This is a genomic window from Winogradskyella sp. (genome assembly GCF_965228925.1).
Taxonomy (GTDB): domain Bacteria; phylum Bacteroidota; class Bacteroidia; order Flavobacteriales; family Flavobacteriaceae; genus Winogradskyella.
In genome coordinates, this window is sequence record NZ_OZ245845.1 from 3,897,789 (window position 1) to 3,921,671 (window position 23,883).

Below are 23,883 nucleotides of genomic sequence, written 5' to 3' on the forward strand. Positions count from 1 at the left end.
TACTTTTCTAAACAGAAACCAACCCCTATGAAATATTTAGTCACACTATTCGCACTAGGCATTTACAACTTAAGTTTATGCCAAGTGACCTTAGAAGATGAAGGCCTACATTTTGCGACTGGTGCTGTTTTATCGAGTGCCACCTATACCCTAGTCTATGCCAAGACAAAAAATAGAACGAAAGCCTTTTGGTATAGTTTCGGTGTAGCAACTTTGGCAGGTCTCTCAAAAGAAATTCACGATGGCTATTTCATTAACGGAAAATTTGACACCGGTGAATTTATAGCGACTTCATTGGGTGGGCTTACGGCCAGTTATACGTTTAACATCTTCACGGGGAAGCGGAAAAAGAAAAAGGAAAAAAAGAAAATGGAAGCCTTAAGCAATTAGCTTGGCTACAATGTCTTTCACTGGCAATATTTCAGTCGTATGTTCAATACTTGGACCGGCTACCCAAACGGTTTTATAGGTTGCCTTTTTGGCCGCCTTCTCTGTAGCCTTCATACCAATTGAAAAGCGTATCATCTTCACCCATTTTTTGAGCTTTCGGTTTTTGTTGAGCAGATTCTCTATCCAAGTGGCTTTAGTCCCAATTTTTTGAACGTAAGGCGTGTTAATGACCGTACATGGTGTTCCAGAAATACGTTCGGTCATTACAATATCCTCAGCACCATAATCCACACAGGCTTGCTTATACTCTTCCGTCACATTAGCCTCGGTCGAAGCAATAAATGGGCTTCCCACTGAAACACCTTCTGCACCATAACTGAGCATTCTATCAATATCCGCTTTACAACCTACACCACCAGCAGAAATGACAGGAATGGAACAATGTGTATTCAATTCTTTTATTAAGTCCTCTGGCGATAAATTGCCGCGATGCCCACCAGCTTCATTATTTACCGCAATGAGCGCATCTGCACCCAAGCCTTCCACTTTTTTAGCAAACTTTAAATCAGTGACATCACAAAACACTTTTATACCCACCTTATGGGCCTGTTTAATAGTTTCTTCGGGACTCCCGAGCGAAGTGATAATAAAATCACAGCCTTCTTTACACAAAACCTCAAGCTGCCCTTTGTACTTGATATTCGATTTGTTAACGATCAGGTTAAAACCAAAAGAGCCGCCTTCTACCTTATTGGCCTTAAGGGCTTTAATCGCACCTGAAAGCTCTTCAAGTGTCCTGTAATTTAAAGCAGGGATACAGCCCGCAATGCCCGATTTCATAGCTTCTGTGACCATTGCCACATTAGATACCAAAAACATCGGAGCTTGTATTACTGGATAGTTGATATTGAGTAATTCAGTCAGTTTTGTTTGCATGCTTCGGAAGAATTTTTCCAAATATACTAAAATTTATTATGCATGCATAATACTTTTATTCTAAAAAGCGATAGTATCCACATTTTAAATAAGCCCCTTCAGGAAAAGTGACTGGATGATCGCTATCGTGCTTCGTTTTGAGCATCGTCTCATAAAGCCGATGTTGCCCATTTAAGACCCTTTGATTAAGGTCAAAAAACGACTGTGCCAAAACCCGCGACGAACAAGAGGCTAACACCAATAAACCTTTTTTTGCGGTGAGTTGCGCGCCCAATTCTGCAAGTTGCGCATACTTCTTTTTTGCCAGATCTATTTCGGATTGTTGCTTTGCAAAACTCGGTGGGTCTATGACCACCACATCAAATGTTTTTTTCCGCTTGATAAGATGCTTCATTTCATGAAAAGCATCCCCCACTATGGTTTTATGAATTCCTAAATAATTGTTGCGTTGCCCATTGTCCATGGCAATGTCCAAAGCTTGTTTGCTGATATCTAAACTTGTGACTTCGGTAGCACCGTTGGCTAAGGCATGAACTGAAAACCCACCGGCATAAGAAAATACATCCAATACGGTTTTGCCCTTACTCTGTTCCCCTACCCGTCTTCTATTGTCTCTATGGTCGAGAAAATATCCTGTTTTATGACCTTTAATCACGTTGACCGAAAAATGAACTCCGTGCTCCACAAATTCAACAACTTCGGTATCTAAATGGCCATAAACTACCTCGCCATCTTTTAAACTGTGATTGCTGCTATTCTGGAGATTTCTACTCAAACGTATAACAATGGTTTGGGCTTGGGATACCTCTTGTACCCCTTTTAATAGAGACTCAAGATAAGGTAACCATATCTCGGAATACAATTTCACAACGAGGACTGAAGCGTATACATCTGCAATTAATCCAGGAAATCCATCATTCTCGCCAAATAAAAGCCTATAGCTATTGGTATTGGTCTTTAATAGTTCTAGACGTTTCTGATAGGCTAAATCGATTTTGTGCCGAAAGAAATCAGCATTGATTTCTGCTCTGGTTTGTGCCTGGTGAATAACTTTTATGCGAATGGGAGAATCCGCATCATACAAGCCTATGCCAATCACTTTGTTTTTATTCTTACTAAAAATAATGGCCAAATCTCCGGTCTGTGCATGGTCATTAACCTTTACTATACTTTTGGAAAAGACCCAAGGATGACCTTTAACAACGGATTGCTCTCCTTTTGAATTAAGCTTAACCGCTAGACGTTTTGGACTGTAATTATATTTTAAATTTTTAATCAAGGGCTACGACACGAAATTAGGCAATAAGTTAAAGCTTACTGTTTCAAAAACTTGAGTGAATGGCCATTGTCCAATTTTAATAAGTATAAACCGTCCGTAAAACTCTCTATATTAATTGCTTCGTCATTTGAAATCTTGCCACTTTTAACCTTTGACCCCAGAACATTATAGATGGTATAATATTCTGAATTCCTCAAACCCGAAATTTTCACGTAAGTACTTGCTGGATTCGGACGTAGCTTCAGCCTTTCGTTGAATTCGAACGTTTCGGTGCTTAAGTTTTGGTCTGTAGACCGTTCATAACTAAAGCCACCTCCAGCACCTCCAGATTGCCAGGATAAAAATTTTATATCGATATAAATATCATCAGTGATTAAATGAACCACCATATCTTGGTTGACCAAACTCGGTGGATTACTGCCACTCGTATCTTCCCAGTTTTGAAACATCAGACTTCCGATATTGGCTGTTGTTCCTATCGCCCACTCTGTATCTGCTGGACTTGAAAAATCCGCGTAACTGGGTTCTGTTACAATGTTAAAAATACCTTGATTGTTGGCTCTTGTAATCCAGACATTGTCAGTTATACGGTCCTGATTAGCCTCTAAAGTCCAGTCGGCATTATTTGTTTTGGTAAAGGTCGTCATCGGTCCTGTCCAAATCGTTTGAGCACTAAACTGACTCATACTTAACAATAAGCTCAAAGCAGCTATAAAAATGTAGTTTTTCTTCATGCCTTTATGTTATTGATGTTAATTGTCGTTTATAAAGTTATACCATTTTACAAACTTAAACACATTTAAACGCACAAATTCTGTACCATTACTACGGTATAAGATAGAATTTTGCCAATTGACAAAGTCATTGTCTCACGAAATGAATTAATTAAAGTCTACTCTAAGTCCGATAGCAAGATTGTTAATATCGACAGGATTATTCCTAAAAATCGGATTGATATCATATTTAACAAATAGACTAAAATCCTTATAACCAATGTAGGCGTTAAGCCCAAAAGTAAATCTGTTTGTATTAAAATCATCCCATTGTATTTCGGTAATTCGTTTGCCATCTTCCTTATACGAGATATACTGCCTTGTAAAAAGTCTAATCGCTGCAAAACCGCCCAAGCCCAGCCTGAATCCTTGCTGTGATCGCAAATAGGTTTGCTCTGTTTTTTTATCGTATTGCGGCTTTGAAAAATCAAGTTCTAAAAAAACAGGAATCCCCAAATTAAAGTAGCTAAGTCTTGCATCTCTTAGATTGATCCCAGAATCTACAAGCGTGGTTTGGCCTTGGTTGGTCACTAAAATATCATCATCATTGTTATAGGTGATATCGCCCATCATATTCATTAATCCAAATTTCAGGTTCCAAAGGTTACTATCTTCCCTTAGTCTATACTTTACCGTAGCACCGACTTCACCATAACCTATAGGGTTGGTTTTAAATCCATCGCCATAAAAATCATCATTACCATTCAAAATGGTATTGGCGCCTAATGCGATTACGAACTGTGAGGTCCATCGCTTTTCTATTTTTATCCCTGTAAGACTATCTTTATAATAATTCAATTCGTCAAAGGTCTTAGTAAAAGAATTAGTAAAAGAACTGTTATTTTCCTCTGATTGCAAGGTCCCATTAACCCTATTCTTAATTAGCGTTTGTAGCTTTTGTTCTTGTTCTGAAACGGCTTTATTGATGCGCTCCGAATGATATGAGGCAAGCTCTTTTTTTTGGGCTTCGGCTTCCTCTACAGTGATGTCCTTCTTTTTAAGTTTCTTATCTATTTGTGCCAAGGCTTTCTTTAAAGCTTTTTTTTCGACCTTTGAAATAGAATCAATGCTATTGGCAATTTTAGAAGCTTCTTTTTCGAACCTCTCATTTTGAGCTAAAGACATCTGAATAGAGGCGAAAGTGATGAATAGAAACACTAAATATTTCATAATTAAGGGTTTAATTGTTCTTTTTGTTGCTTTCATTGTTTTTATAGTTTCTATTAGCCAGAGCTTCCTTTACTTTTTTAAGCTCTCTTTTAGCCTTATTGAAAATCCCTTTGTTTTTTTCATCAAAGCGTTGGCGTTCCACTTCAAGCAAAAGTGCCTCAGACTCCACATAATTATCCTTTGATATCTTCAGGTTCTGATTTAGTTTTAAGGTACTGTCTGTGATTGTGGCTGCCAATAAATCTTCTGCTGATATATATATAAACTGGTTTGGAACTGCAGGCTTTATCGCCTCTAATGGGGTCACCACGTCTTGGTTAGATTCCTGAAGTTCTGATTCAATACTAACTATGGCGTCTTGGGGTTGTTGAGCGCGTTGATCTTGTTGGGTTTTATTTGTGATCGTTGCAACTTCAGGTTTTGGTTTTTTATATTGTTCTGGTTGCTGATCACTTAGTATCTTATTTGAATTAGCGACGTTCTCCCCTTCGAATTCGTCCTTAGGGATTAATGGTTTCTGCTCAACTGGAGACGGTTCATCCTCATTGACGATTTGAGGAGTGGGTTCTGAAATCTCCACATCACCGAACATCATTTTTGCACCTACAAAACACATAGCAAGGATGATGGAAGCAGCAATACCATAGCGCAGCCAGAGGGTCTTTCTATTCTTGCGATTTGAGCTCAGGGCATCAATAAATCGCTCTCTGGCATTATCGGAAGGTGCTATTTCGCGATTGCCAATAATCTCTTTTATTAAATCTTCGGTATTATCGTGTTCCATTGTAATTCGACTTTAAGTGGGCCAATTGTTTTTTAAGCAAGGTTTTGGCATGCGCAAGCTGCGACTTCGAGGTCCCTAAACTTATTTTTAGAAGCTCGGCTATTTCCTTATGCTTATAACCTTCCAAAACATAGAGGTTGAAGACCGTTCTACATCCTACAGGTAGATGATCAATAGCACGCTGAACATCGGCAGTAATATCATCATAGCGCTCTACAACTTTGTTTGAAAAATGATAGTCAAAAATCTCTACCACGTTAAACTTGTTCTTTTGAACCCGTAAATAAGAGATACACTCCCTTACCATAATCTGGCGCAACCAAGCTTCAAAACTCCCGATGGGTTTATATTTATTTAGATTTTGAAAGGTTTTTTGAAATCCTATGAGCATCACATCCTCAGCAAATTGCAAGTCGCTGATATACTGTCGGCAGACACTTAGCATCTTTGGTGCGTATAGGTCATAAAGTGTTAACTGCGCTTTTTGATCAGACTTCTTGGATAATCTAATCAGCTCGTTAACACTTTGATTCATAGAAATTAGTTTTGACATCCTTTCGCTTTCTATTATTAAAAACGCTTTTGGATAAAAAAAGGTTGGATGCCTAGTTAAATATTTTTTGAATTTAAACCAAAAAGATGATTTAAGCGCATAAACTAAATAACTCTGAATAGGGTAGCACTAAACAAAAACGCTATAAATATTTTTGACATCTTCACATCAATAGTCTAACTTTAAAACATTATTATCTAACTTAATCAACCAATTATGAAACAAAAATTACACTTTTCTTTAGTTTTTTTGTTTAGTATCGCCTTTACCTTTGGGCAAGGTATTTTTGATGATACTATACATACGGCAGTCAACTTTGGTACCGTAAGTTCCCCTAGTGGGGAAGCTGTCCAAAATGTTATCGATCAAAATTCAAGTACAAAATTCTTAGATTTTGATGCTTTTGATGGTATTGGCTTTGAAGTGGACTTATTGGGCGTATCTAAAACTGCAGTAGCAATAGAAATCGTTACCGCAAACGATGCTCCAGAAAGAGACCCAACAGATTATGAAATATTTGGCTCTAATGACGGCGTCAGTTACACCAGTATCGCTACGGGTAGTATTCCCTGTATTTCTGATCGTTTCTTCTCCAGAACATTTTCATTCACCAATACAACTGGATATACTATTTACAGGGTAAATTTTACGGGGACTTGCGCTGCCAGTACCATAAATCAAATAGCTGATGTGCAACTCTTTGAAACTGTCGGCAATGCGCCTGTCATAACCTGTCCTGCTAATGTTAGCGTAAATAATGATATGGGCGTATGTGGTGCTGTTGTCAATTATAGCATCTCTGCCAACGATGATGAAGATGGGGTTTTAAACCCAACCATTACTTCGGGTTTGGCGTCTGGAGAAACTTTTCCTGTTGGCATCACTGAAGTTTTTGCAAATGTTACGGATAGTGACAATAACACGGTGAGTTGCAGCTTTACGGTAACTGTCACTGATAATGAAAACCCTACAGTAAATTGCCCAAGTAATATTACTCAAATGGTGTCTAATCCTGGAGATATGAGTGCGGTTGTAAACTATAGTTTAAGCCCAACCGATAATTGCGATCTTATAAATCCATTAACCGGGTTTACACCACTGGCAAACATCAATGGTAAAGCTTATTATTTATCAGACAGCAGTTTTTCTCCTATAGATGCATTTATAGATGCTATAGCACAAGGCGGTTTTGTAGGTACTATAAGGAATAGTTCTGAGAACGATTTATTAGTAAGTGCTATTAGCGCTATAGGAGCTGCAGGCAATATATTAATTGGTTATAATGACATCGCTACAGAGGGCAGTTTTGAATGGCAAAGCGGGGATGCTTCAACCTATGACAATTGGAATTCAGGTGAGCCAAATAATGTAGGAAATGAAGATTATACCGTAGTGCAATCCACTGGTGGCTGGAACGATGTTAACACTAATGAGACCTATAGATATCTTTTAGAAATCGACTATGTACCGCTTCAAACAGAAGGTCTTCCCAGCGGCAGTGATTTTCCCATTGGTACCACTACGAATACCTTTCAGATTACCGATATATCGGGTAACCTCGTGTCCTGTTCTTTTGATGTGACCATTGAAGAAAATCTAAGTATTGATGATCATGACTTTAATAGCAGTATATCTCTATTCCCTATTCCTGCACACGCCTTTATTACGCTAAAATCCAATGCTTCAATAGCTATAGATGTTTTAACGATGACAGACTTAAACGGAAGAGTTTTGCAGGTATTTACCAATATAGAATTGACTGAAGCAGAACAACAAATTGATATATCACAATTGTCTCCAGGCATTTATTTTATGTCCATGAGAAGTAACGACGGTCGTTCTGCTTTAAGAAGGTTTATTAAGCAATAATCTAATTGGTGCAGGTTTTATATAAATAAAAAACGCAATCAAATAAATGATTGCGTTTTTGTTTTATGAGATGCCGAAACGAGTTCGGCATAAGCGACTCACACCAATTGTCTAAGACAATTTGGTTCGCTGAGATACTTCGACTTCGCTCAGTATAAGCGATTCACTACACTTTTTAAATAAAAAGTGTGTTCTCTGCTTACTTTACTTCTTCGAAGTCGACGTCTTCAACGTTATCGCCTTCGCCTGACGTTGCTCCTTCTGCATCAGTTCCACCTGTTGGAGCTCCATTCTGCTGCGCTTCAGCTTGTGCTTTGTACATCTCTTCGCTAGCCACTTTCCAAGCTTCATTGATTTTCTCTAAAGCAGGATCGATTACCGCTAGATCTTTAGTTTCATAAGCCTTTTTCAACTCTTCTAAAGCTTCTTCGATAGGCTTTTTCTTATCGTCAGATAACTTATCACCAAACTCTTCCAATTGCTTTTCCGTTTGGAAAATCATCGCGTCGGCCTGATTCAATTTATCAGCAGTTTCCTTAGCTTTTGCATCGGCTTCGGCATTAGCTTCTGCCTCTGCTTTCATCTTTTCGATTTCCTCTTCAGTCAATCCTGATGATGCTTCAATTCTAATGTCTTGCTTCTTACCTGTGGCTTTATCTTCTGCAGATACTTTGATGATACCATTGGCATCGATATCGAAAGTCACTTCAATTTGAGGCGTACCTCGTCTTGCTGGTGGAATACCGTCTAAGTGGAAACGACCGATGGTTTTATTATCTGCTGCCATTGGACGCTCACCCTGTAATACGTGAATCTCTACCGATGGTTGATTGTCTGCTGCTGTTGAGAATACTTGTGATTTCTTAGTTGGAATCGTCGTATTAGCGTCGATCAACTTCGTCATCACGTTACCCATAGTCTCGATACCAAGTGATAAAGGCGTGACATCTAATAATAAGACATCTTTAACATCACCTGTTAATACACCACCTTGGATACCTGCACCTAGAGATACTACCTCATCTGGATTCACCCCTTTACTTGGTGCTTTTCCGAAGAATTTCTCTACGGCAGCTTGTACAGCTGGGATACGTGTAGAACCACCTACTAAAATCACCTCATCGATATCTGATTTTGATAAACCTGCTGCTTTCAAAGCTGTTTCGCAAGGCTCAATGGTACGTGCAATTAAATCGTCTATTAATTGCTCGAATTTAGCACGTGTTAAGGTACGTACCAAGTGCTTTGGTCCACTAGCAGTTGCTGTGACATACGGTAAATTAATTTCTGTTTGTGCAGATGATGATAATTCTATTTTTGCTTTTTCAGCAGCTTCCTTAAGACGTTGCAAGGCCATTGGATCTTCTCTTAAATCCAAACCTTCATCACTCTTAAATTCTTCTGCTAACCAATCAATGATTCTTTCATCGACATCATCACCACCTAAATGTGTATCTCCATCTGTAGATAGTACCTCAAATACGCCATCTCCTAATTCTAGGATGGATACGTCGTGTGTACCACCACCAAAATCGAATACAACAATTTTTTGGTCTGTTGATTTTTTATCTAATCCATAAGCCAAAGCTGCTGCCGTTGGCTCATTGATAATACGTCTTACTTTTAAGCCAGCAATTTCACCAGCTTCTTTTGTCGCCTGACGTTGTGCGTCATTAAAATATGCTGGTACTGTGATTACCGCTTCTGATACATCCTGTCCTAAATAATCTTCAGCAGTTTTCTTCATTTTTTGAAGGATCATCGCTGATAATTCTTGAGGCGTGTACAAACGGCCATCGATATCCACTCTTGGTGTATCGTTATCGCCTTTTACCACTTTGTATGGTACGCGTTCTGCTTCTTTTTTAGATTCAGAATATTTATTACCCATAAAACGCTTAATAGAATACACCGTTTTTGTTGGGTTAGTTACTGCTTGTCGTTTTGCTGGGTCACCAACTTTAATTTCACCGCCTTCTACGAAAGCAATTACCGAAGGTGTTGTGCGCTTACCTTCAGCATTTGGGATTACAACAGGTTCGTTACCTTCCATGACTGAAACACAAGAGTTGGTTGTCCCTAAATCAATTCCAATAATCTTACTCATAATTTATTTTGATATTAGTTTTCCGCTTTCGCGAAAATTATAGTGTTTTTAATTTTTAAACTCGCTTTCTATAAGTCAAGTATTATGCCATGACAACGATTATGACATGATGTCATACACTTTTTTAAAAAAGAATTTTATCCCCGTATGACTTTGGAATAGCATTTGATAATACATATGAAAACTATTAATTATTATGAAACGCATTTTAACTTTTATGACCCTTTTAGCTTTAGTATTAACCGCCTGTGAGGGTGATCCGGGACCTCCAGGGCCACAGGGCTTTCCTGGTCAAGATGCCGAAATTGCACCTGGATTTGAAATTGTATTGGATTTTACACCACAAAATAATTATGAATTTATAGAACCTTATGGTTTTGAGGTTCGCCCTTTTGAGGTTGTTTTAGTCTACTTGCAGGACGGGAGCTTAAATGGTCAGGAAGCATGGCGACTTTTACCACAAACTTTCTTTTTGCCTAATGGAAATCCTGTAGATTACAATTATGATTTTACGCAAAGCTTTGTTCGGTTTTTTATTGATACGGAAGACTTCAGCCTACTGACCTCTGAGTTTTTACTCGAACAAGTATTTAGGGTTATTATCGTACCCGCCGAAAATATCGGTCGTGTAGATTTATCAGACTTAAATGCAGTTATGAATTTGTATGGTATCGAATCTTTTGAAAGACGATAAATAAACAATCATAAAACTAAAAAGCCGAAATTACAATTTCGGCTTTTTTTATTTAAGGCTTGCAATCTTGTCGTCGTCGTGTGTCCACCAAATAAATTAGCTTCTACTCCCCCTCTTATTTGATGAATTGGAAAGAATTCACGCCGCAATGACTAAAATTGCCATTATACCAAAACTCGTAGGGTGTCTATGTATTGGCCATAGCACCATCCGCTTGAGCAGTAAAGTCTAGCAACTTTTCCTTAAAGGTATTATAGGCTTATTCATCTAATATTACTGGTAGGATTAATCGGGCATGGACGCCCTGAGACACATTTAAATAGTCTAACTGAAAGTTAGATTTGAACTTTTTCGATAGAATTCTTAATCTTTCTTTTATCAATTTCGTTGAGAACGATTCCTTTTCTATGCCAGAAGCGTTTGCGTTCTGTTGATTAAAACCTTTCCCATTGTCATAAACTTCAACTATTAGAACTTTAGGGTCACTGTGAGATACATTTATATCAAGATTTATCAACCCCTTTTCCGCTACAATACCGTGTACGATCGAATTTTCTAAAAGAGGCTGTATCAACATAGGTGGAATAAGTAACATTTCTTGATTTAAATCTTTATGCACCTTAATATTGAAATCAAACTTTTCTAAAAAATCGGATTGTACTTCTAAATAATTGGATAAAAACTCCAATTCATCCTTTAAGGTGACATATTCCTCAGATGAATTCCGTAAGATGCTTCTAAATAAATAGCTTAATTTTTGCACATATGTTAAAGTATTCTCTGAGCCAGAGACTATTTTACCATTTATGGCATTAAATGCATTAAAGATAAAATGAGGATTCATCTGCATAAGCATTAAACGTTGTTGCAAGTTTATTTTTTCATACTCATTTTGTTGTCGTTTCACCTTTCTGTAATAGACAAAAAAAGCGGCAGCTAACAGCAAAACCGCTATTAAGGCAATAGCTATAATTTGGTAGTTCTCAATAATTAATTTTTGTTCACTTTTTTCCTGAGATAAGGATTTAATTTGATTCTCTTTTAATTCAGTATCAAACTCCATTGACAAAAGCTGTAGCTGTTTTGCTGTATTGACCTCCCCATAATCGTCTAAGTACTTTAGAACCCTCCTGTTTAGTGCAATGGCCCTGTGTTCTTTATTAATTCCCTGATATACTTTGGTTAGATAATCCTGTAGTCTTAAATACAGTCTTTTATTATCTCTGGAGTAATCGGAAGGATTGATAGAATCTAAAACACTTAATAAAATCCCCTCCGCTTTTTTTAACTGCCCCTCTTTATATAAAACGAAGGCATGATTTGCTTTCATAAAGAATTTGATATTGGATTTTCCTTTTTTTGTGTAGTCTAAATTTTTACTTAGAAATTCGTTATGCGCCTTTTTGAAATAAATGGTTGCGGAGTCGATATGTTCTTCTTGATAATGATAAGCGCCTAGGTTGCTATAGATTCCGACTTTATTCATATATAGCGATTCATAGGATTCGTCACCAGTGTGCTCTGCATCCGAGTTATACACTGCTAAAGCCTTATGATTGTATACTTTTGCAGAATCTAAGTTTCCTAAATGCGCGTATAAATTTCCGATATCGAGATAGGCTAGGCTTCCAAAAAACTTAAATTTCATTCTATAGTCCTTCAATTTTTCCTTTTTATACCTTAAGGCAAGTTTCAAATCTCCAAGATTATAATGGCTGTTGCTTAAAAAACTATAGATGTAAGACTTCCAACTCTTACCATCATAAGAGTGAGGGTATTTCTCAATATACCGAAGTCCTTCATTGAAACTTGTAATGGCAGACATGTATTTTTTTTCAAAAAATGCTCTGAGCCCTTTTAAATAATAAGCCTTATGGATTAATCCTCCAGCCGCTTTATCATTAAACTCTTTTTCGTTAAAAACAGAGATCGCCTGTACAGCATATAATTTTGAAGAATCCTTTTTTCTTTCCACAAGGCACCGAAATGACTTGAAGGTATAATATTTAGTCCAGCCTACGATCGTTTCATCATTTTGAATGGCTTGTAAAATAGCATTCTCATACTTAAAATTTTCATTAACAAATCTTAAGGTATCGATAGCATTTTGGTCTAAGGTTATTCGCTTTTGCGAAAAGCAGTTAGTAGAAAATAAAATAACTGTAGTAAGTAGTAAAATTCTGAACATAATAGTCGTTTTAACAGTATATTTGAAAAAAAACATGATCAAGGTCGTCGTCATAGAAAATGAGGCTAACGCCTTACACTATTTAACTGCACAATTGAGACGTCATAAAGACATTACAATATTGGACACTGCAGGTTCAATAAAGGTAGGAAAAATCTTAATTGAAACAGCGAATCCAAATATTGTTTTTTTGGATATAGAATTAGACGATGGTAATGCTTTTGAATTGCTAGATGAACTGAAAGCAAGAACCTTTGAGGTTATTTTCACTACAGGATTTGATAATTATTATCAAAAGGCCTTTCAGCATTTTGCACTGAGTTACTTACTAAAGCCCATCGATCCTACAGAATTAGATAAGGCTTTGTCCTATTATAAAAATGGACTTCAGCGCTACGGCATATCTAAATTCAATCAATTCAAAAACTTCATTAGAAACGACGATTCTAAGATTCTTTTAAGTATTGGCTACGATCATATTTTAGTTGGGCTCGATACTATACTCTATTGCAAAGCCCACCATAATTTTACGCTCTTCACATTGACCTCGGGAAAAACTGAAATTGTTTCGAATTCTCTTAAGTACTTTACGGAATTATTTGCCGAGAAGGGCTTTTTTAGAGCAAATCGATCTGTCTTGATCAATGTTTTACATGTGAAACGTATCATTAAAAGGGAGGCTTTAGAGATGACCAATCGAGAGATTATTAATGTTTCTCTCAAAAATCGACAACAGCTCAATCACTTGATAAAGAAAATGTCTTAGTCTCTCCAATAATGGATATCATTAGAATCCATTCACTCCTCATTTAATATAGCTTATTCATCATTTTTAATACTATTAATCAAATGAAAATCAATAGCTTAGTGTTAAGCTAGTAAAAGTGAATTTCATAAAAAATCACTGTTCCATGTCTTATCCGATTGGTGTAAGATATAGCAACTATACCCCTATGGCTTACGACCCAACTGAGGTCCTTTTTTAGCACAACATTGACTTTAAAAGCATAGACATAACTAGCGAGTGTCTTTAAAGGTTCGCTAAAAATTATTTTAAACACTTTACAATATGAAAAAATTAAAAACATTAGGAAAAGTTCTAAATAGAGCTGAACAAAAAGACATTCTTGGGGGTAACTTTCCTGTTCCGGATCCTAACAACAAAACTTGTGTAGGTACGGGAACTGGAGGTGATATTACTATAGGTTATTCAGAAGCTTGCATAGGATATTCTGGAGACTGCACGATTGATGGGTATCTAGCGGTATGTACCGGAGGTGGTGGTTTTTGGTATTACTAATTGAAAGATTTTCAGTCAGAAATATTACTCATTATTCCCTGATACTTATCAGGGAATATTTTTATTTAGAAGCGCGATTAGTTCTTTATATTAAGGCTTACACCCTTGTCGTCGTCGCGTATCTACCAAATAAATTAGCTTCCACTCGTCCCCTTCTTTGATCAATTGGAAAGAATTCACGCCACAATGACTAAAATTGCCATTATACCAAAACTCGTAGGGCGTCCATGCATTGGCCATAGCGCCATCTACTTGAATAGTAAAGTCCAGCAACTTTTCCTCAAAAGTATTGTCCTTCGGAATACCAGCGATACTTTTTATAAAGGTTTCATAGCTGCTTTCTTGTAACACCGTTTTGCCCTCTTTATTGACCGATATGGATTGTAGTGGAATATCCCCTTTGGCCATGGCCTTTAAGGCCGTGGTGTCTTGCTTATGAAAAGCCTCAAAGAACTTGATAATCGTAGACTTTACACGATCTTCTTCGGAGTCTTGAGCATGTCCCATTAATCCTAGGCATAACACAAATGCTAGTGGTAATTTTTTCATGATTGTTATAGTTTTGGCTGAAATTAAAGATTAGACCGTATTTCTATAAGGCATTAAACAAAAGTTTAACAAAACCCTTATTTTTACATTCTCTAATTTACAAACTATGTCAGTCGCAAAAAAAGAATACAAAAGAATTACCGTGAAGACTTTGGTCGATATGAAAGCCAAAGGCGAAAAAATCTCAATGCTCACCGCCTATGACTATACCATGGCAAAAATTGTGGATGGTGCTGGTGTTGATGTGGTTTTAGTTGGGGATTCTGCGAGTAATGTTATGGCAGGTCACGAGACCACATTGCCCATTACTTTAGACCAAATGATTTACCATGCGTCTTCAGTGGTAAGAGCTATTGACCGTGCTTTAATTGTGGTTGACTTGCCCTTTGGAACTTATCAGAGTGACCCCAAGGAAGCCTTGCGTTCTGCCATACGCATCATGAAAGAATCTGGTGCACATGCTGTAAAAATTGAAGGTGGTAAGGAAATTAAAGAGTCCTTAAAGCGTATCCTCAATGCAGGGATTCCCGTTATGGGCCATTTGGGACTGACCCCACAATCTATTTATAAATTTGGAACCTACACTGTAAGAGCCAAAGAAGAACAAGAAGCACAACAACTAAAAGAAGATGCCATCATGTTAGAAAAAGCAGGCTGTTTTGGTATTGTTTTAGAAAAAATACCTGCCACATTGGCAAAGGAAGTTGCTGAGAGTGTTTCGATACCAATCATAGGTATTGGGGCTGGTGATGGCGTGGATGGCCAAGTTTTGGTACTTCACGATATGATTGGAATGACCCATGAATTCAATCCACGATTCTTACGTCGCTATATGAATTTATACGAAGATATGACTAAGGCCATTAGCCAATATGTTGCCGATGTTAAGTCCGAGGACTTTCCAAATGAGAAGGAGCAGTATTAGTAGGCAGTATTCAGTAAGCAGTGAGTAGTAGGCAGTAGGTAAATAGAAAGGGAATTGTATGGTTTTTAAGAATTGGGCGTTTAGACTTTTCATCTACTCTTTAGTTCTAATCATTTTATCATATATAATTGATGGTGGTTTGCTAACTATTCCGTATCATGTAACTATTGTTTTGGGGGCAGTATTTGGGATATTGTCGGGTATTAAAAAAGAAAACAACGATTACAAAAAGTATGTTGGTCTCATTGGCAACCTTGTTTTATTTGTATATATAGCATTCCTAAATATATTTATTTTAAGTTTTTTAGGATATGTCTAAAACCTTGTCAAACTCCACTAATTTGCAAGTTCTTTACGAAGACAACCACGTTATAGTAGTCAACAAACGTGCAGGCGATATCGTTCAAGGTGATAAGACAGGTGATCGACCGCTAAGCGACATTGTCAAGGCCTATATAAAAGAAAAGTATAAGAAACCGGGAAATGTTTATCTCGGTGTGGTGCATCGTCTGGACCGCCCCACGACGGGTATCGTACTATTTTCTAAAACCAGTAAAGCCTTACCTAGACTCAATAAACTATTTGCCGAGAAAAAGGCCCAAAAAACCTATTGGGCTTTAGTGAAACAGCAACCTCCAAAGTCCGAAAATCGCTTAGTACATTGGCTTAAGAAAAACCCAAAAAATAATAAGTCGACCGCCTATGATCATGAGATTGAAGGAAGTAAGAAAGCGATTCTCAACTATAAGGTCATTAAAAAACTCGATCATTTTTATCTGTTAGAAATTGACTTAGAAACTGGAAGGCACCATCAAATCCGTAGTCAGCTCGCTAAGATAGGCTGTCCGATTAAAGGGGATTTAAAGTACGGATTCCCCCGAAGTAACAAAGATGCAAGCATCAGTTTACATGCCAGACAACTCGCGTTTACCCATCCTGTAAAAAAAGAACCCCTTCTCATTACCGCATCGGTCCCAAATGATGCACTTTGGCAAGCTGTATTGTAAACTTTAAGGGTCTCGGTAAGCGTATGTCAATGTGAGTGTAGTACCTTTATCAGGCTTAGATTCTAGATAAAATTCTGTATCAATCAACTCCGCGCGTTTTTTCATGTTGGTCATTCCAGAACCCTGTTCTACGCCATCGATGTCAAAACCCTTGCCATTGTCTGTGACCTCAATGCGAAGTGCCTTAGGGTTATAATCTAAATGAACATTCAAATGTTCTGCTTCCGCATACTTTAGGGTATTTGAGAAAAATTCTTGCAATATTCTAAATAGGATGATGCCGTCCTTTTTGTTCTTAAAATTGATGTTTTCACCCTCAATACTGAGATTGGCTGTAAGGAGTCCAGATTTATTTAAACGCGCTATCTCATTTTTTACGGTGGCATCAAACCCTAGGTTAGCAATAACATCGCTATTAAGGGATTTTGATAAGTTTCGGACTTCTGCCAAACTCTCTTTTAGGGCCTCTGAGGCACTATCAACTTTAGATTTTACGTCTTCATGGACGGCTTTGGACAAGGCGTTCATTTGCATGGTAGCCACCGATAAGAGCTGACCAACATTATCGTGCAGCTCCCTGCCTACATGTTTTAAGGTGGCTTCTTGGATTTCTTGTTGGGCATTTGCCAATTCCTCCTCGAAGGCTTGTTTTTGTTTTAACTGATCTAATAATAATTGATTTTTTCGTTTTTGGAAAGCGATAAAAAATACAATAATTGTAATGGCGATAATTGCCATCACAACTACCGAATAGATCAGAATAGTTAAATCTAAAACCTCTTTTTCTAATGCTCCCTGGCCCATAAAAAACCGATTATAAAACAACCGTATAAATAAAGATTAGTACAAATCAAAATTACATCTCGGAAGCGCATCATTTCAGGATAAATAGTTTTATAATATTGCATATAAAAAATAAACGGTGGGAAAATCAACCACCAAAGTAATAATCCAATACTAATATAAAAAAGAGTAGATCTAAAAAAAAGTAAAATCTCGTCGCTCATAAGAAGTTCATAAAAGTATAATGCTATGCACATAAAAACACAAAAAGTTGTCCAAATAAAATTATACTTTATATTCATAGTGAAATACGATAAACCATTTACATAAATATTATAAGCAATAACGAATACAGATAAAATGATAAGCAGATTTATGAGCTTCTTATAATTATCTGAAACGATTAAACTTCTATAAAAAATCATGTAAAAAAATAATGATCCTATTTGAAATGTATTATAAAGCCAAAAATTCTCTTTGAATATCGTATTCTCAATGGGCTTCAAAAAATCCAGAGTATTGTACAAATTGGCATACGTACCTAATGCATCTACAAGCACTGTTATTACCAAAAAATAAACAAAACTCCTTAATCTTGAATTTTTATTTTTCGATAAATAATAGAATCCCGCAAATGCAGCTAGTAATTCGAATATGTTGGTCAAAAAACCTAGCACACCTGAGCAAAATAATTATTGAGGATAGTTTGCTCCTGGTGGATGGCCATTTTGTCCATAGTTCAAACCTTTAGCCCCTTGAATATCATTACTCCCTCCTTGAGGTATTGGAAATAAACTGCCTTGAGCAGTGTTTTTAGTTCCTGTAGGAATAAAGAACATGGTCATGAGACCAGGCCCCTCCTTAGTATCTGGATAAGCCCCAGCATAAAGTCTTAAACCATCTAGGGTGTAGCCCAAAGAATCGGCTTGTTCTTGAGCATATTCTATATACGATGTAATATCCTCTAATGCATACCAAGAGGAGCGGTTATCGCTTGTTGGAGCGTTACTAAAAAGCGAATCACTAATAATTCTATGTCTAAGGTTATAGGCTTGATCCAATACCATGGCCTCTGAGGGTGTGATTAAACCTTCTGGCTCCTCAATTTCGGGAGGATCAGAAATATTGGCATCGTTACAGCAATAAAAGTAGACTACCAAGGCACCAATAATGAGACCTAGGATAAATAATCCAAAGTTTTTCATGATAAGTAAATTTAAATTAATGAACAGTTAATTCTGGGCATAGTTAAATGCCCAGAAAAGAAAACTTACTGTGGATAATTGCCACCTGGAGGGTAACCATTTTGTCCAAAATTTAGGCCATTCGCCCCTTGAATATCATGGCTTTGGCCATCTCCATCCTCCTCACTGCTACTTGCCGTAGGGACAATAAACGACGTCGAATAACCTGCTTGACCATCAACCTTGGGATAGGCACCGCAATAAATACGGATACCGTCCATGGTATAGCCCAAACTTTTAGCTTGGGTTTCGGCATAGTCTAAAAAATCCTTAATCTCTTGAAGTGAATACCAGGACGATCGGTTGTCCTCTCGTTTTGTAATGTCTTTGCTTACCAGTTCGCATCTTGCGGTGTAAGCATCATTTAAAGCTTTCGCCTGTTCAGGCGTAATTAAACCTTTTGGGTTGCTCATTTCTCAGTTAGTTTAGTAGTTAATAATTAGTTTTTGGTTACTAATTAAGGGTTATTAGGAATTAAGGGATTAGTATAAAATTATGGAATTTAAATGCAGACCACAAAACTTTATTAAAATTTTTCTTACGCCACTACTCTTTTAGTCTGATTTTTAGGGTATTTCCCACGGTCTTTTGACTAAGACTATTTATAGACCTTTCTGTAAGTTGCAATACTCTGGGATAACCTCCTGTTGTTTGACAATCGCGCATAAGTACAATTAAGTGCCCCTGTGGCGTTAATTGAACAGTTCCCGGTAACACAGGCGCCGTCAATATTGGTATTAAATCATTAGGTATTAGGGGTTCTAGTTGATAGGCCATTCTATTATTCAGTTTTGATACTTTAAGTGTTCGATTTAGTAAATCACGTTTTTGATGTTCAATTAGACCATCAAATTCAGGACCTTTATAAGCCTCCAAACTACCATTAACTAATATGGAGTCCTCGTATTTAACTGAGGCATTAGATTCTTGGAACTCCTGACTCAAACTCGCATGCTTTAGGATATCATTATTCTTAATCGTAGAGCTTGCTGTTATGGCGCCATATTGACTCTGGCTATTTAGCATCTTTTCTGAAACAAAGCCCCCTTTAATGGCTAGATAGGTCCTAAATCCTAGGGAAGTCTTACCAAAGCTTAAGATATCATTGGGAGCTATAGCTGTAATTGTATTTTGACTTATAGGTTCATTATTTAAATGCGGTTCCATAAGCGCCCCCGAAATCACTATTAACGTTGGAGCAGTAAACTGAAATGTTCCACCAACCATAGTCATTTCTAAAACAGCGGCCTGCTCATGATTCCCCAATAAGGCATTAGCGAATTGACTGGAATAGGAATCCATGGCACCAGATACGGGCACACCATATCCTCTAAAACCGAATCGTCCAGAATCTTGTAGGGTTGTATAAAATCCAGCCTTTAAAACCTTAATCATTTGGAGCTATGGGTTTAAGTTGAAATGTAGCCCTAGCGATTTGGCTTTCTATATCAAAGTAGGTCTGTTTTTTTATGGGAACAAACTTTAGTGTATCGCCCGCTTGAATAGGACAAGGAGAATCATAGGCCGCGTTGAATAGTTCCACCGGTGTTTGACCTATAATATGCCAACCTCCAGGGCTATCTTGAGGATAGATTCCCGTTTGCTGTCCGCCAATACCAACGGCTCCTTTTTTGACATCCAAATTTGGGGTCTTTTTCCGATCTAAGTGCAGTTTGGTATCAAGCCCACCCAAGTATAAAAACCCCGGCAAAAAGCCAATAAAAAAAACTGTGTAACTGTCTTTTGTATGCCGTTCGATAATCTCAGCTTTTGGCATTTTTTTTTCTATTGAAAAGGCTTCTAAATCCGTTCCAAATTCGTCGTCGTAACACACTGGGATTTCCCAATGATTAGATGTCATCGCTATAGCTTCGCTTTGGTGGTTTAAAAGTGCTTTTAGCTCTAAAAATCTATCATTGATATTTTCTATAGTCAAATCATAAATAATTAATATTGAGTTATATGTATGTATTACATCAACTATTTGTTTAACACCATTTTTTGAAACCCTTTTTTTGAAATTTAAGATACTTTCTAAGATATTTTCATCAATAATTGCCGGCCATTCTATTAGAATTGAGCGTTCATTGTACTGTGAATATCGAAGCTTATAGTCCATGAAAATCTACTGAATTTTGATGTTGTTTTTAGATAGTTCCTGTCTGAGAAATTTCAAAATTTCATGTGCATTTTTAGTATCACCGTGGACACAAAACGTCGAGGCTTTTATCGGCACTTTTACTCCAGTAACAGCTGTGACACTTTCGTGCTTTACCATTCTTAAAACATGACTCAAAACGTCGTGTTTATCGTTCAGAATAGCCTTGTCATTTGTCCTAGATAACAGAGACAAATCCTCGTTATAGTTTCTATCGGCAAAGCCTTCATAGGTGACCCGAATGTTTTCACTTTGAGCACATTTAGCCATAACAGATTGGTAAGGTGCGTAAAGTTGTAATGGCAGCGCGATACTCTTTACAACTTCTATGATAACCTTAGCCGTTTTTTCATCCTTAGCAGCCAAGTTATACAAGGCGCCATGGGGTTTAATGTGATGCAACTGTGTATTTTCGTCATAGAGAACCTTTTGTAAGGCTCTGACCTGTTGCTTTAACGTCGTATATAAATCTGCCGCTGACATCGTCATAAGCGTTCGCCCGAAATTTACTTTATCCGGAAAGGACGGGTGTGCTCCAATCTTAACATTATGGGTTTTTGCCAATCGCACTGCATCAGTCATGGTTTGTAGATTACCTGCATGGCCACCACAGGCAATACTGCATGAAGACAGATATGGCATTAAGTCAGGTTCGTTATTTAAACCCTCACCAACATCGGCATTAATATCTATGGCATAGTCACTCATTATATCCAATTAAAAACACTCAAAATCCCTTTTACTCCTAGACCTAAAGCTATTAGAACAATTAATAAGCCCAAAACGTTTTGAGTTTTGGAATTCTTGTAGTGCCCCAAAACGGAGGCTTTATTCATTACCCAGAGTAAAAAACCCGCTATTATGGGCAATAATAGGCCATTGGCAACTTGAGCAAACTTTATAATCTCGATGGATTTGAAACCAACGGTCGAAAACGCAACACCTAATACCAATATAAATATCCAAACTGCTCTAAATTTCAAGGATTTAAGATGGGAATCCCACCCCAGACAACCGCTAGCGACAAAGGCAGCGGCTAAGGGCGCTGTAATGGCACTTGTTAGTCCGGCTGCAAATAATCCTAAAGATAAGAATTGCTTGGCGTAGACGCCAAATAAAGGCTCTAGCCCTCTTGCCAAATCGGAAGCATTGGAAATCTCTTGGGACTGCATTACCGATGCTGAGATAATAATACTCATGGATACGATTCCTCCTAAAATCACGGCTAGTATGGTATCCTTCCTTGCATAACTTAAATCAGATTTATCTTTCCATTTGGTTTTTGCCAATGACGCGTGTAAAAAAAGATTATAAGGCACCACCGTTGTTCCGATGAGCCCAACAATAGTGAGAATACCGTTTTCTGGAATGGAAGGCACTAATGCACTTTTTAAAATCTGTAACAGATTAGGTTTTGTGATTAGTGCTGTGGTTAAAAAAGCCAAGCTCATCAATACGACCAAACCGACTAAAAAACGTTCTAAAATCTTATAGTTTCCCAAATACAACAATATAAATGCTAGAACACCTATAATCAGAGGCATGACTTTGAGCTTAAAATGACTAAGTTGAAATGTCAAATTTCCGAACAAGGCCTCCATACCAAGTGCTCCCCCACTAATATTTCCCGCTTCATATGCGGCATTTCCAATAACGATTGCACAAATGATTAAACATATAGCAAGGGCTTTTATGATAGGATGCTTTAGTTCTTCTCTAATAATTTCAGATAATCCCTTTTGTGCAACGACACCTAAACGCGCTGCCATTTCTTGCAATACTATGGTCGCTACAATAGATAATACCATTGCCCAGAGCAGTGTGTATCCAAAATTAGCACCCGCTAACGTACAGACGGTTACAGTACCAGGACCAATAAAAGCCGCAGCCACTAAAGGTCCAGGTCCGATATGCTTAATGAACTTTCTCATTAGTCTTCAATGGAATTCAAAGCATAAATAGCAAAACTCCCTAACCAATGGCCGCCTTCGTAACTATCGCCGATAATACTTGGCAATGAATAATTAATATGCTGATTGGCAAGGTTCTTAAGATGTGCATAGTCCGGTAATCCTTTGGCGATATAATTTAAGCTCCAAGCTCTAGAAAAATTGACCCCATCGAGATGAACCAATTTACCATCGGTTCTGTCCGACACTTTACCTGTTTCCATCTGAAAGGTTTTAGATTGCAATTGCGGTAAGAACTCTACAATCCAAATCTCGAATTCCGCCTTCGGCAATACACGCTTCATTAGGGCCGCTTCTTCGAGACATGGCGATAGAAAATCGAAGCCGCTAGGCTCCCAATTAAGCGGGCAAACTCTATCGTTCATATAGAAATCTTTGGCTCTTTTTTCTATTGCGGTTTTTAGTTCTGTATGACCAATGGTCTGTGCATAATCGTATGCAAAGCTTAATCCAAAGGCGGTATTGGGATGCTCGCCTACACGAATAGGATAGTTAAGCTTGGGCAGAAACTCTAAATAGCGTTCAACGATTAAATCCGTTAAGGGCTGAAGATTGGCCTCTGCCTTTCTCGCCGTTACATGATCCCATTGATGCAATTCCTCGGCTAACTTAAGCAGCCAAGCCCAACCATAGGTGCGCTCGTATGATGTATTGTGCTTCCCATTAAAATAGTCGACTTCCTTTAAAATATGGTCTTTAGAAATACTTTGCAACAGCCATTGATGAATCTCAACCTTTTTTTCCAAATCCGGAAATTGCCGTATTAAGCTCACCAAACTCCAATGACCATGTACGGCCGAATGCCAATCGAAACAGCCATAAAATGCAGGATGCAAGTCCTGCGGTGATTGTAAGTCCGCATCACTTCCCAGAGTCTGTCCCAATTTATTGGGGTATTCAGTGGCTACACATGCCAAGGGCAAGGCCGCCAAACGATTGGCCTGTTCTAAGTTTAATCTTGGGATATCTACATTTTCAATAGCATTTTCTTCTACCGTCTGAGTAACGTTTTCTGAATTTTGACAACTAAAAAGTAAAGCAAGTATACAGATAGAGACATAGTATTTCATAGAAAGTTAGGTATTGGTCTAGTAAAAATACATTAAAATGCAGTTTTAAGTAACTTTTAAGTGAATACACTTGAAATACTGAGAATACTATTTATCTTTAAACTTGAATTTTACAATGTATTAATAAAATAATT

General features: G+C 37.6%; 24 protein-coding genes. 7 read left to right on the top strand and 17 right to left on the bottom strand.

Annotated features, from left to right (window positions below):
- Nucleotides 1-27: 27 nt before the first annotated feature.
- Nucleotides 28-390 (top strand): hypothetical protein, encoded by a 363-nt coding sequence (locus ACO052_RS16210; protein WP_422104835.1) that lies wholly within the window; start codon nucleotides 28-30, stop codon nucleotides 388-390.
- On the opposite strand, the gene ACO052_RS16215 is transcribed toward ACO052_RS16210, so the two are convergent.
- From ACO052_RS16215 to ACO052_RS16240, 6 genes are all read right to left on the bottom strand, one after another.
- Complete coding sequence (locus ACO052_RS16215; RefSeq protein ID WP_422104836.1) at nucleotides 379-1,326, bottom strand: NAD(P)H-dependent flavin oxidoreductase; 948 nt, start codon at nucleotides 1,324-1,326, stop codon at nucleotides 379-381. The genes ACO052_RS16210 and ACO052_RS16215 overlap by 12 nt on opposite strands.
- 55 nt (nucleotides 1,327-1,381) lie before the next feature.
- A complete protein-coding gene (locus tag ACO052_RS16220; protein ID WP_422104837.1) occupies nucleotides 1,382-2,605 on the bottom strand; it encodes a class I SAM-dependent rRNA methyltransferase in 1,224 nt (407 codons plus the stop codon).
- A 35-nt stretch (nucleotides 2,606-2,640) separates the two neighbouring features.
- Nucleotides 2,641-3,339, bottom strand: a complete 699-nt coding sequence (locus ACO052_RS16225; RefSeq protein WP_422104838.1) for a T9SS type A sorting domain-containing protein — start codon at nucleotides 3,337-3,339, stop codon at nucleotides 2,641-2,643.
- A gap of 147 nt (nucleotides 3,340-3,486) precedes the next feature.
- On the bottom strand, nucleotides 3,487-4,548 hold the full coding sequence (locus ACO052_RS16230) for a hypothetical protein (protein WP_422104839.1): 1,062 nt from the start codon (nucleotides 4,546-4,548) through the stop codon (nucleotides 3,487-3,489).
- Between the two features lie 10 nt (nucleotides 4,549-4,558).
- Nucleotides 4,559-5,332 carry a hypothetical protein gene (locus tag ACO052_RS16235; RefSeq protein ID WP_422104840.1) on the bottom strand — a complete coding sequence of 258 codons (774 nt, stop codon included), beginning with the start codon at nucleotides 5,330-5,332 and terminating at the stop codon, nucleotides 4,559-4,561.
- Nucleotides 5,319-5,867, bottom strand: a complete 549-nt coding sequence (locus tag ACO052_RS16240; RefSeq protein ID WP_422104841.1) for an RNA polymerase sigma factor — start codon at nucleotides 5,865-5,867, stop codon at nucleotides 5,319-5,321. The genes ACO052_RS16235 and ACO052_RS16240 overlap by 14 nt, the downstream gene beginning before the upstream one ends.
- A gap of 234 nt (nucleotides 5,868-6,101) precedes the next feature.
- Between ACO052_RS16240 and ACO052_RS16245 the strand changes: the two genes are divergently transcribed.
- Nucleotides 6,102-7,754, top strand: coding sequence for an HYR domain-containing protein (locus ACO052_RS16245; RefSeq protein WP_422104842.1), 1,653 nt, complete (start codon nucleotides 6,102-6,104; stop codon nucleotides 7,752-7,754).
- Nucleotides 7,755-7,953: 199 nt separating this feature from the next.
- On the opposite strand, the gene dnaK is transcribed toward ACO052_RS16245, so the two are convergent.
- Nucleotides 7,954-9,861, bottom strand: a complete 1,908-nt coding sequence (dnaK, locus tag ACO052_RS16250) for a molecular chaperone DnaK (RefSeq protein ID WP_422104843.1) — start codon at nucleotides 9,859-9,861, stop codon at nucleotides 7,954-7,956.
- A 196-nt stretch (nucleotides 9,862-10,057) separates the two neighbouring features.
- Here dnaK and ACO052_RS16255 point away from each other — a divergent pair, with 196 nt between their 5' ends.
- Nucleotides 10,058-10,555 (top strand): hypothetical protein, encoded by a 498-nt coding sequence (locus ACO052_RS16255; RefSeq protein WP_422104844.1) that lies wholly within the window; start codon nucleotides 10,058-10,060, stop codon nucleotides 10,553-10,555.
- A gap of 259 nt (nucleotides 10,556-10,814) precedes the next feature.
- Here the strand turns inward: ACO052_RS16255 and ACO052_RS16260 are convergent, their stop codons facing one another.
- Nucleotides 10,815-12,743: a histidine kinase gene (locus tag ACO052_RS16260; RefSeq protein WP_422104845.1), complete on the bottom strand. Its 1,929-nt coding sequence runs from the start codon at nucleotides 12,741-12,743 to the stop codon at nucleotides 10,815-10,817.
- Between the two features lie 34 nt (nucleotides 12,744-12,777).
- Between ACO052_RS16260 and ACO052_RS16265 the strand changes: the two genes are divergently transcribed.
- Both ACO052_RS16265 and ACO052_RS16270 read left to right on the top strand, forming a co-directional pair.
- On the top strand, nucleotides 12,778-13,509 hold the full coding sequence (locus ACO052_RS16265; protein WP_422104846.1) for a LytR/AlgR family response regulator transcription factor: 732 nt from the start codon (nucleotides 12,778-12,780) through the stop codon (nucleotides 13,507-13,509).
- A gap of 303 nt (nucleotides 13,510-13,812) precedes the next feature.
- Nucleotides 13,813-14,043, top strand: a complete 231-nt coding sequence (locus tag ACO052_RS16270; protein ID WP_422104847.1) for a hypothetical protein — start codon at nucleotides 13,813-13,815, stop codon at nucleotides 14,041-14,043.
- Between the two features lie 90 nt (nucleotides 14,044-14,133).
- On the opposite strand, the gene ACO052_RS16275 is transcribed toward ACO052_RS16270, so the two are convergent.
- A complete protein-coding gene (locus tag ACO052_RS16275) occupies nucleotides 14,134-14,592 on the bottom strand; it encodes a nuclear transport factor 2 family protein (RefSeq protein ID WP_422104848.1) in 459 nt (152 codons plus the stop codon).
- 106 nt (nucleotides 14,593-14,698) lie between these two features.
- Here ACO052_RS16275 and panB point away from each other — a divergent pair, with 106 nt between their 5' ends.
- Together panB and ACO052_RS16285 are read left to right on the top strand one after the other, a co-directional pair.
- Entirely contained in the window at nucleotides 14,699-15,517 is an 819-nt protein-coding gene (panB, locus tag ACO052_RS16280) for a 3-methyl-2-oxobutanoate hydroxymethyltransferase (protein ID WP_422104849.1), read from the top strand.
- Between the two features lie 311 nt (nucleotides 15,518-15,828).
- Nucleotides 15,829-16,524, top strand: coding sequence for an RluA family pseudouridine synthase (locus ACO052_RS16285; RefSeq protein WP_422104850.1), 696 nt, complete (start codon nucleotides 15,829-15,831; stop codon nucleotides 16,522-16,524).
- A gap of 3 nt (nucleotides 16,525-16,527) precedes the next feature.
- On the opposite strand, the gene ACO052_RS16290 is transcribed toward ACO052_RS16285, so the two are convergent.
- From ACO052_RS16290 to ACO052_RS16325, 8 genes are all read right to left on the bottom strand, one after another.
- Complete coding sequence (locus ACO052_RS16290; protein WP_422104851.1) at nucleotides 16,528-17,328, bottom strand: sensor histidine kinase; 801 nt, start codon at nucleotides 17,326-17,328, stop codon at nucleotides 16,528-16,530.
- A gap of 671 nt (nucleotides 17,329-17,999) precedes the next feature.
- Nucleotides 18,000-18,512, bottom strand: coding sequence for a hypothetical protein (locus tag ACO052_RS16295; protein ID WP_422104852.1), 513 nt, complete (start codon nucleotides 18,510-18,512; stop codon nucleotides 18,000-18,002).
- 65 nt (nucleotides 18,513-18,577) lie between these two features.
- Nucleotides 18,578-18,964 (bottom strand): hypothetical protein, encoded by a 387-nt coding sequence (locus tag ACO052_RS16300; RefSeq protein WP_422104853.1) that lies wholly within the window; start codon nucleotides 18,962-18,964, stop codon nucleotides 18,578-18,580.
- A gap of 133 nt (nucleotides 18,965-19,097) precedes the next feature.
- A complete protein-coding gene (locus ACO052_RS16305; RefSeq protein WP_422104854.1) occupies nucleotides 19,098-19,946 on the bottom strand; it encodes a biotin-dependent carboxyltransferase family protein in 849 nt (282 codons plus the stop codon).
- Complete coding sequence (gene pxpB / locus ACO052_RS16310; protein WP_422104855.1) at nucleotides 19,939-20,670, bottom strand: 5-oxoprolinase subunit PxpB; 732 nt, start codon at nucleotides 20,668-20,670, stop codon at nucleotides 19,939-19,941. The genes ACO052_RS16305 and pxpB overlap by 8 nt, the downstream gene beginning before the upstream one ends.
- 6 nt (nucleotides 20,671-20,676) lie before the next feature.
- Nucleotides 20,677-21,417 carry a 5-oxoprolinase subunit PxpA gene (gene pxpA / locus ACO052_RS16315; RefSeq protein WP_422104856.1) on the bottom strand — a complete coding sequence of 247 codons (741 nt, stop codon included), beginning with the start codon at nucleotides 21,415-21,417 and terminating at the stop codon, nucleotides 20,677-20,679.
- Nucleotides 21,417-22,640: an Nramp family divalent metal transporter gene (locus ACO052_RS16320; RefSeq protein WP_422104857.1), complete on the bottom strand. Its 1,224-nt coding sequence runs from the start codon at nucleotides 22,638-22,640 to the stop codon at nucleotides 21,417-21,419. The genes pxpA and ACO052_RS16320 overlap by 1 nt, the downstream gene beginning before the upstream one ends.
- Entirely contained in the window at nucleotides 22,640-23,749 is a 1,110-nt protein-coding gene (locus ACO052_RS16325) for a DUF2891 domain-containing protein (protein WP_422104858.1), read from the bottom strand. Before ACO052_RS16325 ends, ACO052_RS16320 begins: the two co-directional genes overlap by 1 nt.
- Nucleotides 23,750-23,883: the final 134 nt, after the last annotated feature.

Bases quoted from the DNA above. Each gene is read 5' to 3' on its own strand.
- ACO052_RS16300 (WP_422104853.1), bottom strand. From the start codon at position 18,964: ATGAGCAACCCAAAAGGTTTAATTACGCCTGAACAGGCGAAAGCTTTA.
- ACO052_RS16290 (WP_422104851.1), bottom strand. From the start codon at position 17,328: ATGGGCCAGGGAGCATTAGAAAAAGAGGTTTTAGATTTAACTATTCTG.
- pxpB (WP_422104855.1), bottom strand. From the start codon at position 20,670: ATGGACTATAAGCTTCGATATTCACAGTACAATGAACGCTCAATTCTA.
- ACO052_RS16270 (WP_422104847.1), top strand. From the start codon at position 13,813: ATGAAAAAATTAAAAACATTAGGAAAAGTTCTAAATAGAGCTGAACAA.
- ACO052_RS16295 (WP_422104852.1), bottom strand. From the start codon at position 18,512: ATGAAAAACTTTGGATTATTTATCCTAGGTCTCATTATTGGTGCCTTG.
- ACO052_RS16325 (WP_422104858.1), bottom strand. From the start codon at position 23,749: ATGAAATACTATGTCTCTATCTGTATACTTGCTTTACTTTTTAGTTGT.
- ACO052_RS16235 (WP_422104840.1), bottom strand. From the start codon at position 5,332: ATGGAACACGATAATACCGAAGATTTAATAAAAGAGATTATTGGCAAT.
- ACO052_RS16215 (WP_422104836.1), bottom strand. From the start codon at position 1,326: ATGCAAACAAAACTGACTGAATTACTCAATATCAACTATCCAGTAATA.
- ACO052_RS16245 (WP_422104842.1), top strand. From the start codon at position 6,102: ATGAAACAAAAATTACACTTTTCTTTAGTTTTTTTGTTTAGTATCGCC.
- ACO052_RS16225 (WP_422104838.1), bottom strand. From the start codon at position 3,339: ATGAAGAAAAACTACATTTTTATAGCTGCTTTGAGCTTATTGTTAAGT.
- ACO052_RS16240 (WP_422104841.1), bottom strand. From the start codon at position 5,867: ATGAATCAAAGTGTTAACGAGCTGATTAGATTATCCAAGAAGTCTGAT.
- pxpA (WP_422104856.1), bottom strand. From the start codon at position 21,417: ATGAGTGACTATGCCATAGATATTAATGCCGATGTTGGTGAGGGTTTA.
- ACO052_RS16255 (WP_422104844.1), top strand. From the start codon at position 10,058: ATGAAACGCATTTTAACTTTTATGACCCTTTTAGCTTTAGTATTAACC.
- ACO052_RS16265 (WP_422104846.1), top strand. From the start codon at position 12,778: ATGATCAAGGTCGTCGTCATAGAAAATGAGGCTAACGCCTTACACTAT.
- dnaK (WP_422104843.1), bottom strand. From the start codon at position 9,861: ATGAGTAAGATTATTGGAATTGATTTAGGGACAACCAACTCTTGTGTT.
- ACO052_RS16320 (WP_422104857.1), bottom strand. From the start codon at position 22,640: ATGAGAAAGTTCATTAAGCATATCGGACCTGGACCTTTAGTGGCTGCG.
- panB (WP_422104849.1), top strand. From the start codon at position 14,699: ATGTCAGTCGCAAAAAAAGAATACAAAAGAATTACCGTGAAGACTTTG.
- ACO052_RS16275 (WP_422104848.1), bottom strand. From the start codon at position 14,592: ATGAAAAAATTACCACTAGCATTTGTGTTATGCCTAGGATTAATGGGA.
- ACO052_RS16210 (WP_422104835.1), top strand. From the start codon at position 28: ATGAAATATTTAGTCACACTATTCGCACTAGGCATTTACAACTTAAGT.
- ACO052_RS16260 (WP_422104845.1), bottom strand. From the start codon at position 12,743: ATGTTCAGAATTTTACTACTTACTACAGTTATTTTATTTTCTACTAAC.
- ACO052_RS16305 (WP_422104854.1), bottom strand. From the start codon at position 19,946: ATGATTAAGGTTTTAAAGGCTGGATTTTATACAACCCTACAAGATTCT.
- ACO052_RS16230 (WP_422104839.1), bottom strand. From the start codon at position 4,548: ATGAAATATTTAGTGTTTCTATTCATCACTTTCGCCTCTATTCAGATG.
- ACO052_RS16285 (WP_422104850.1), top strand. From the start codon at position 15,829: ATGTCTAAAACCTTGTCAAACTCCACTAATTTGCAAGTTCTTTACGAA.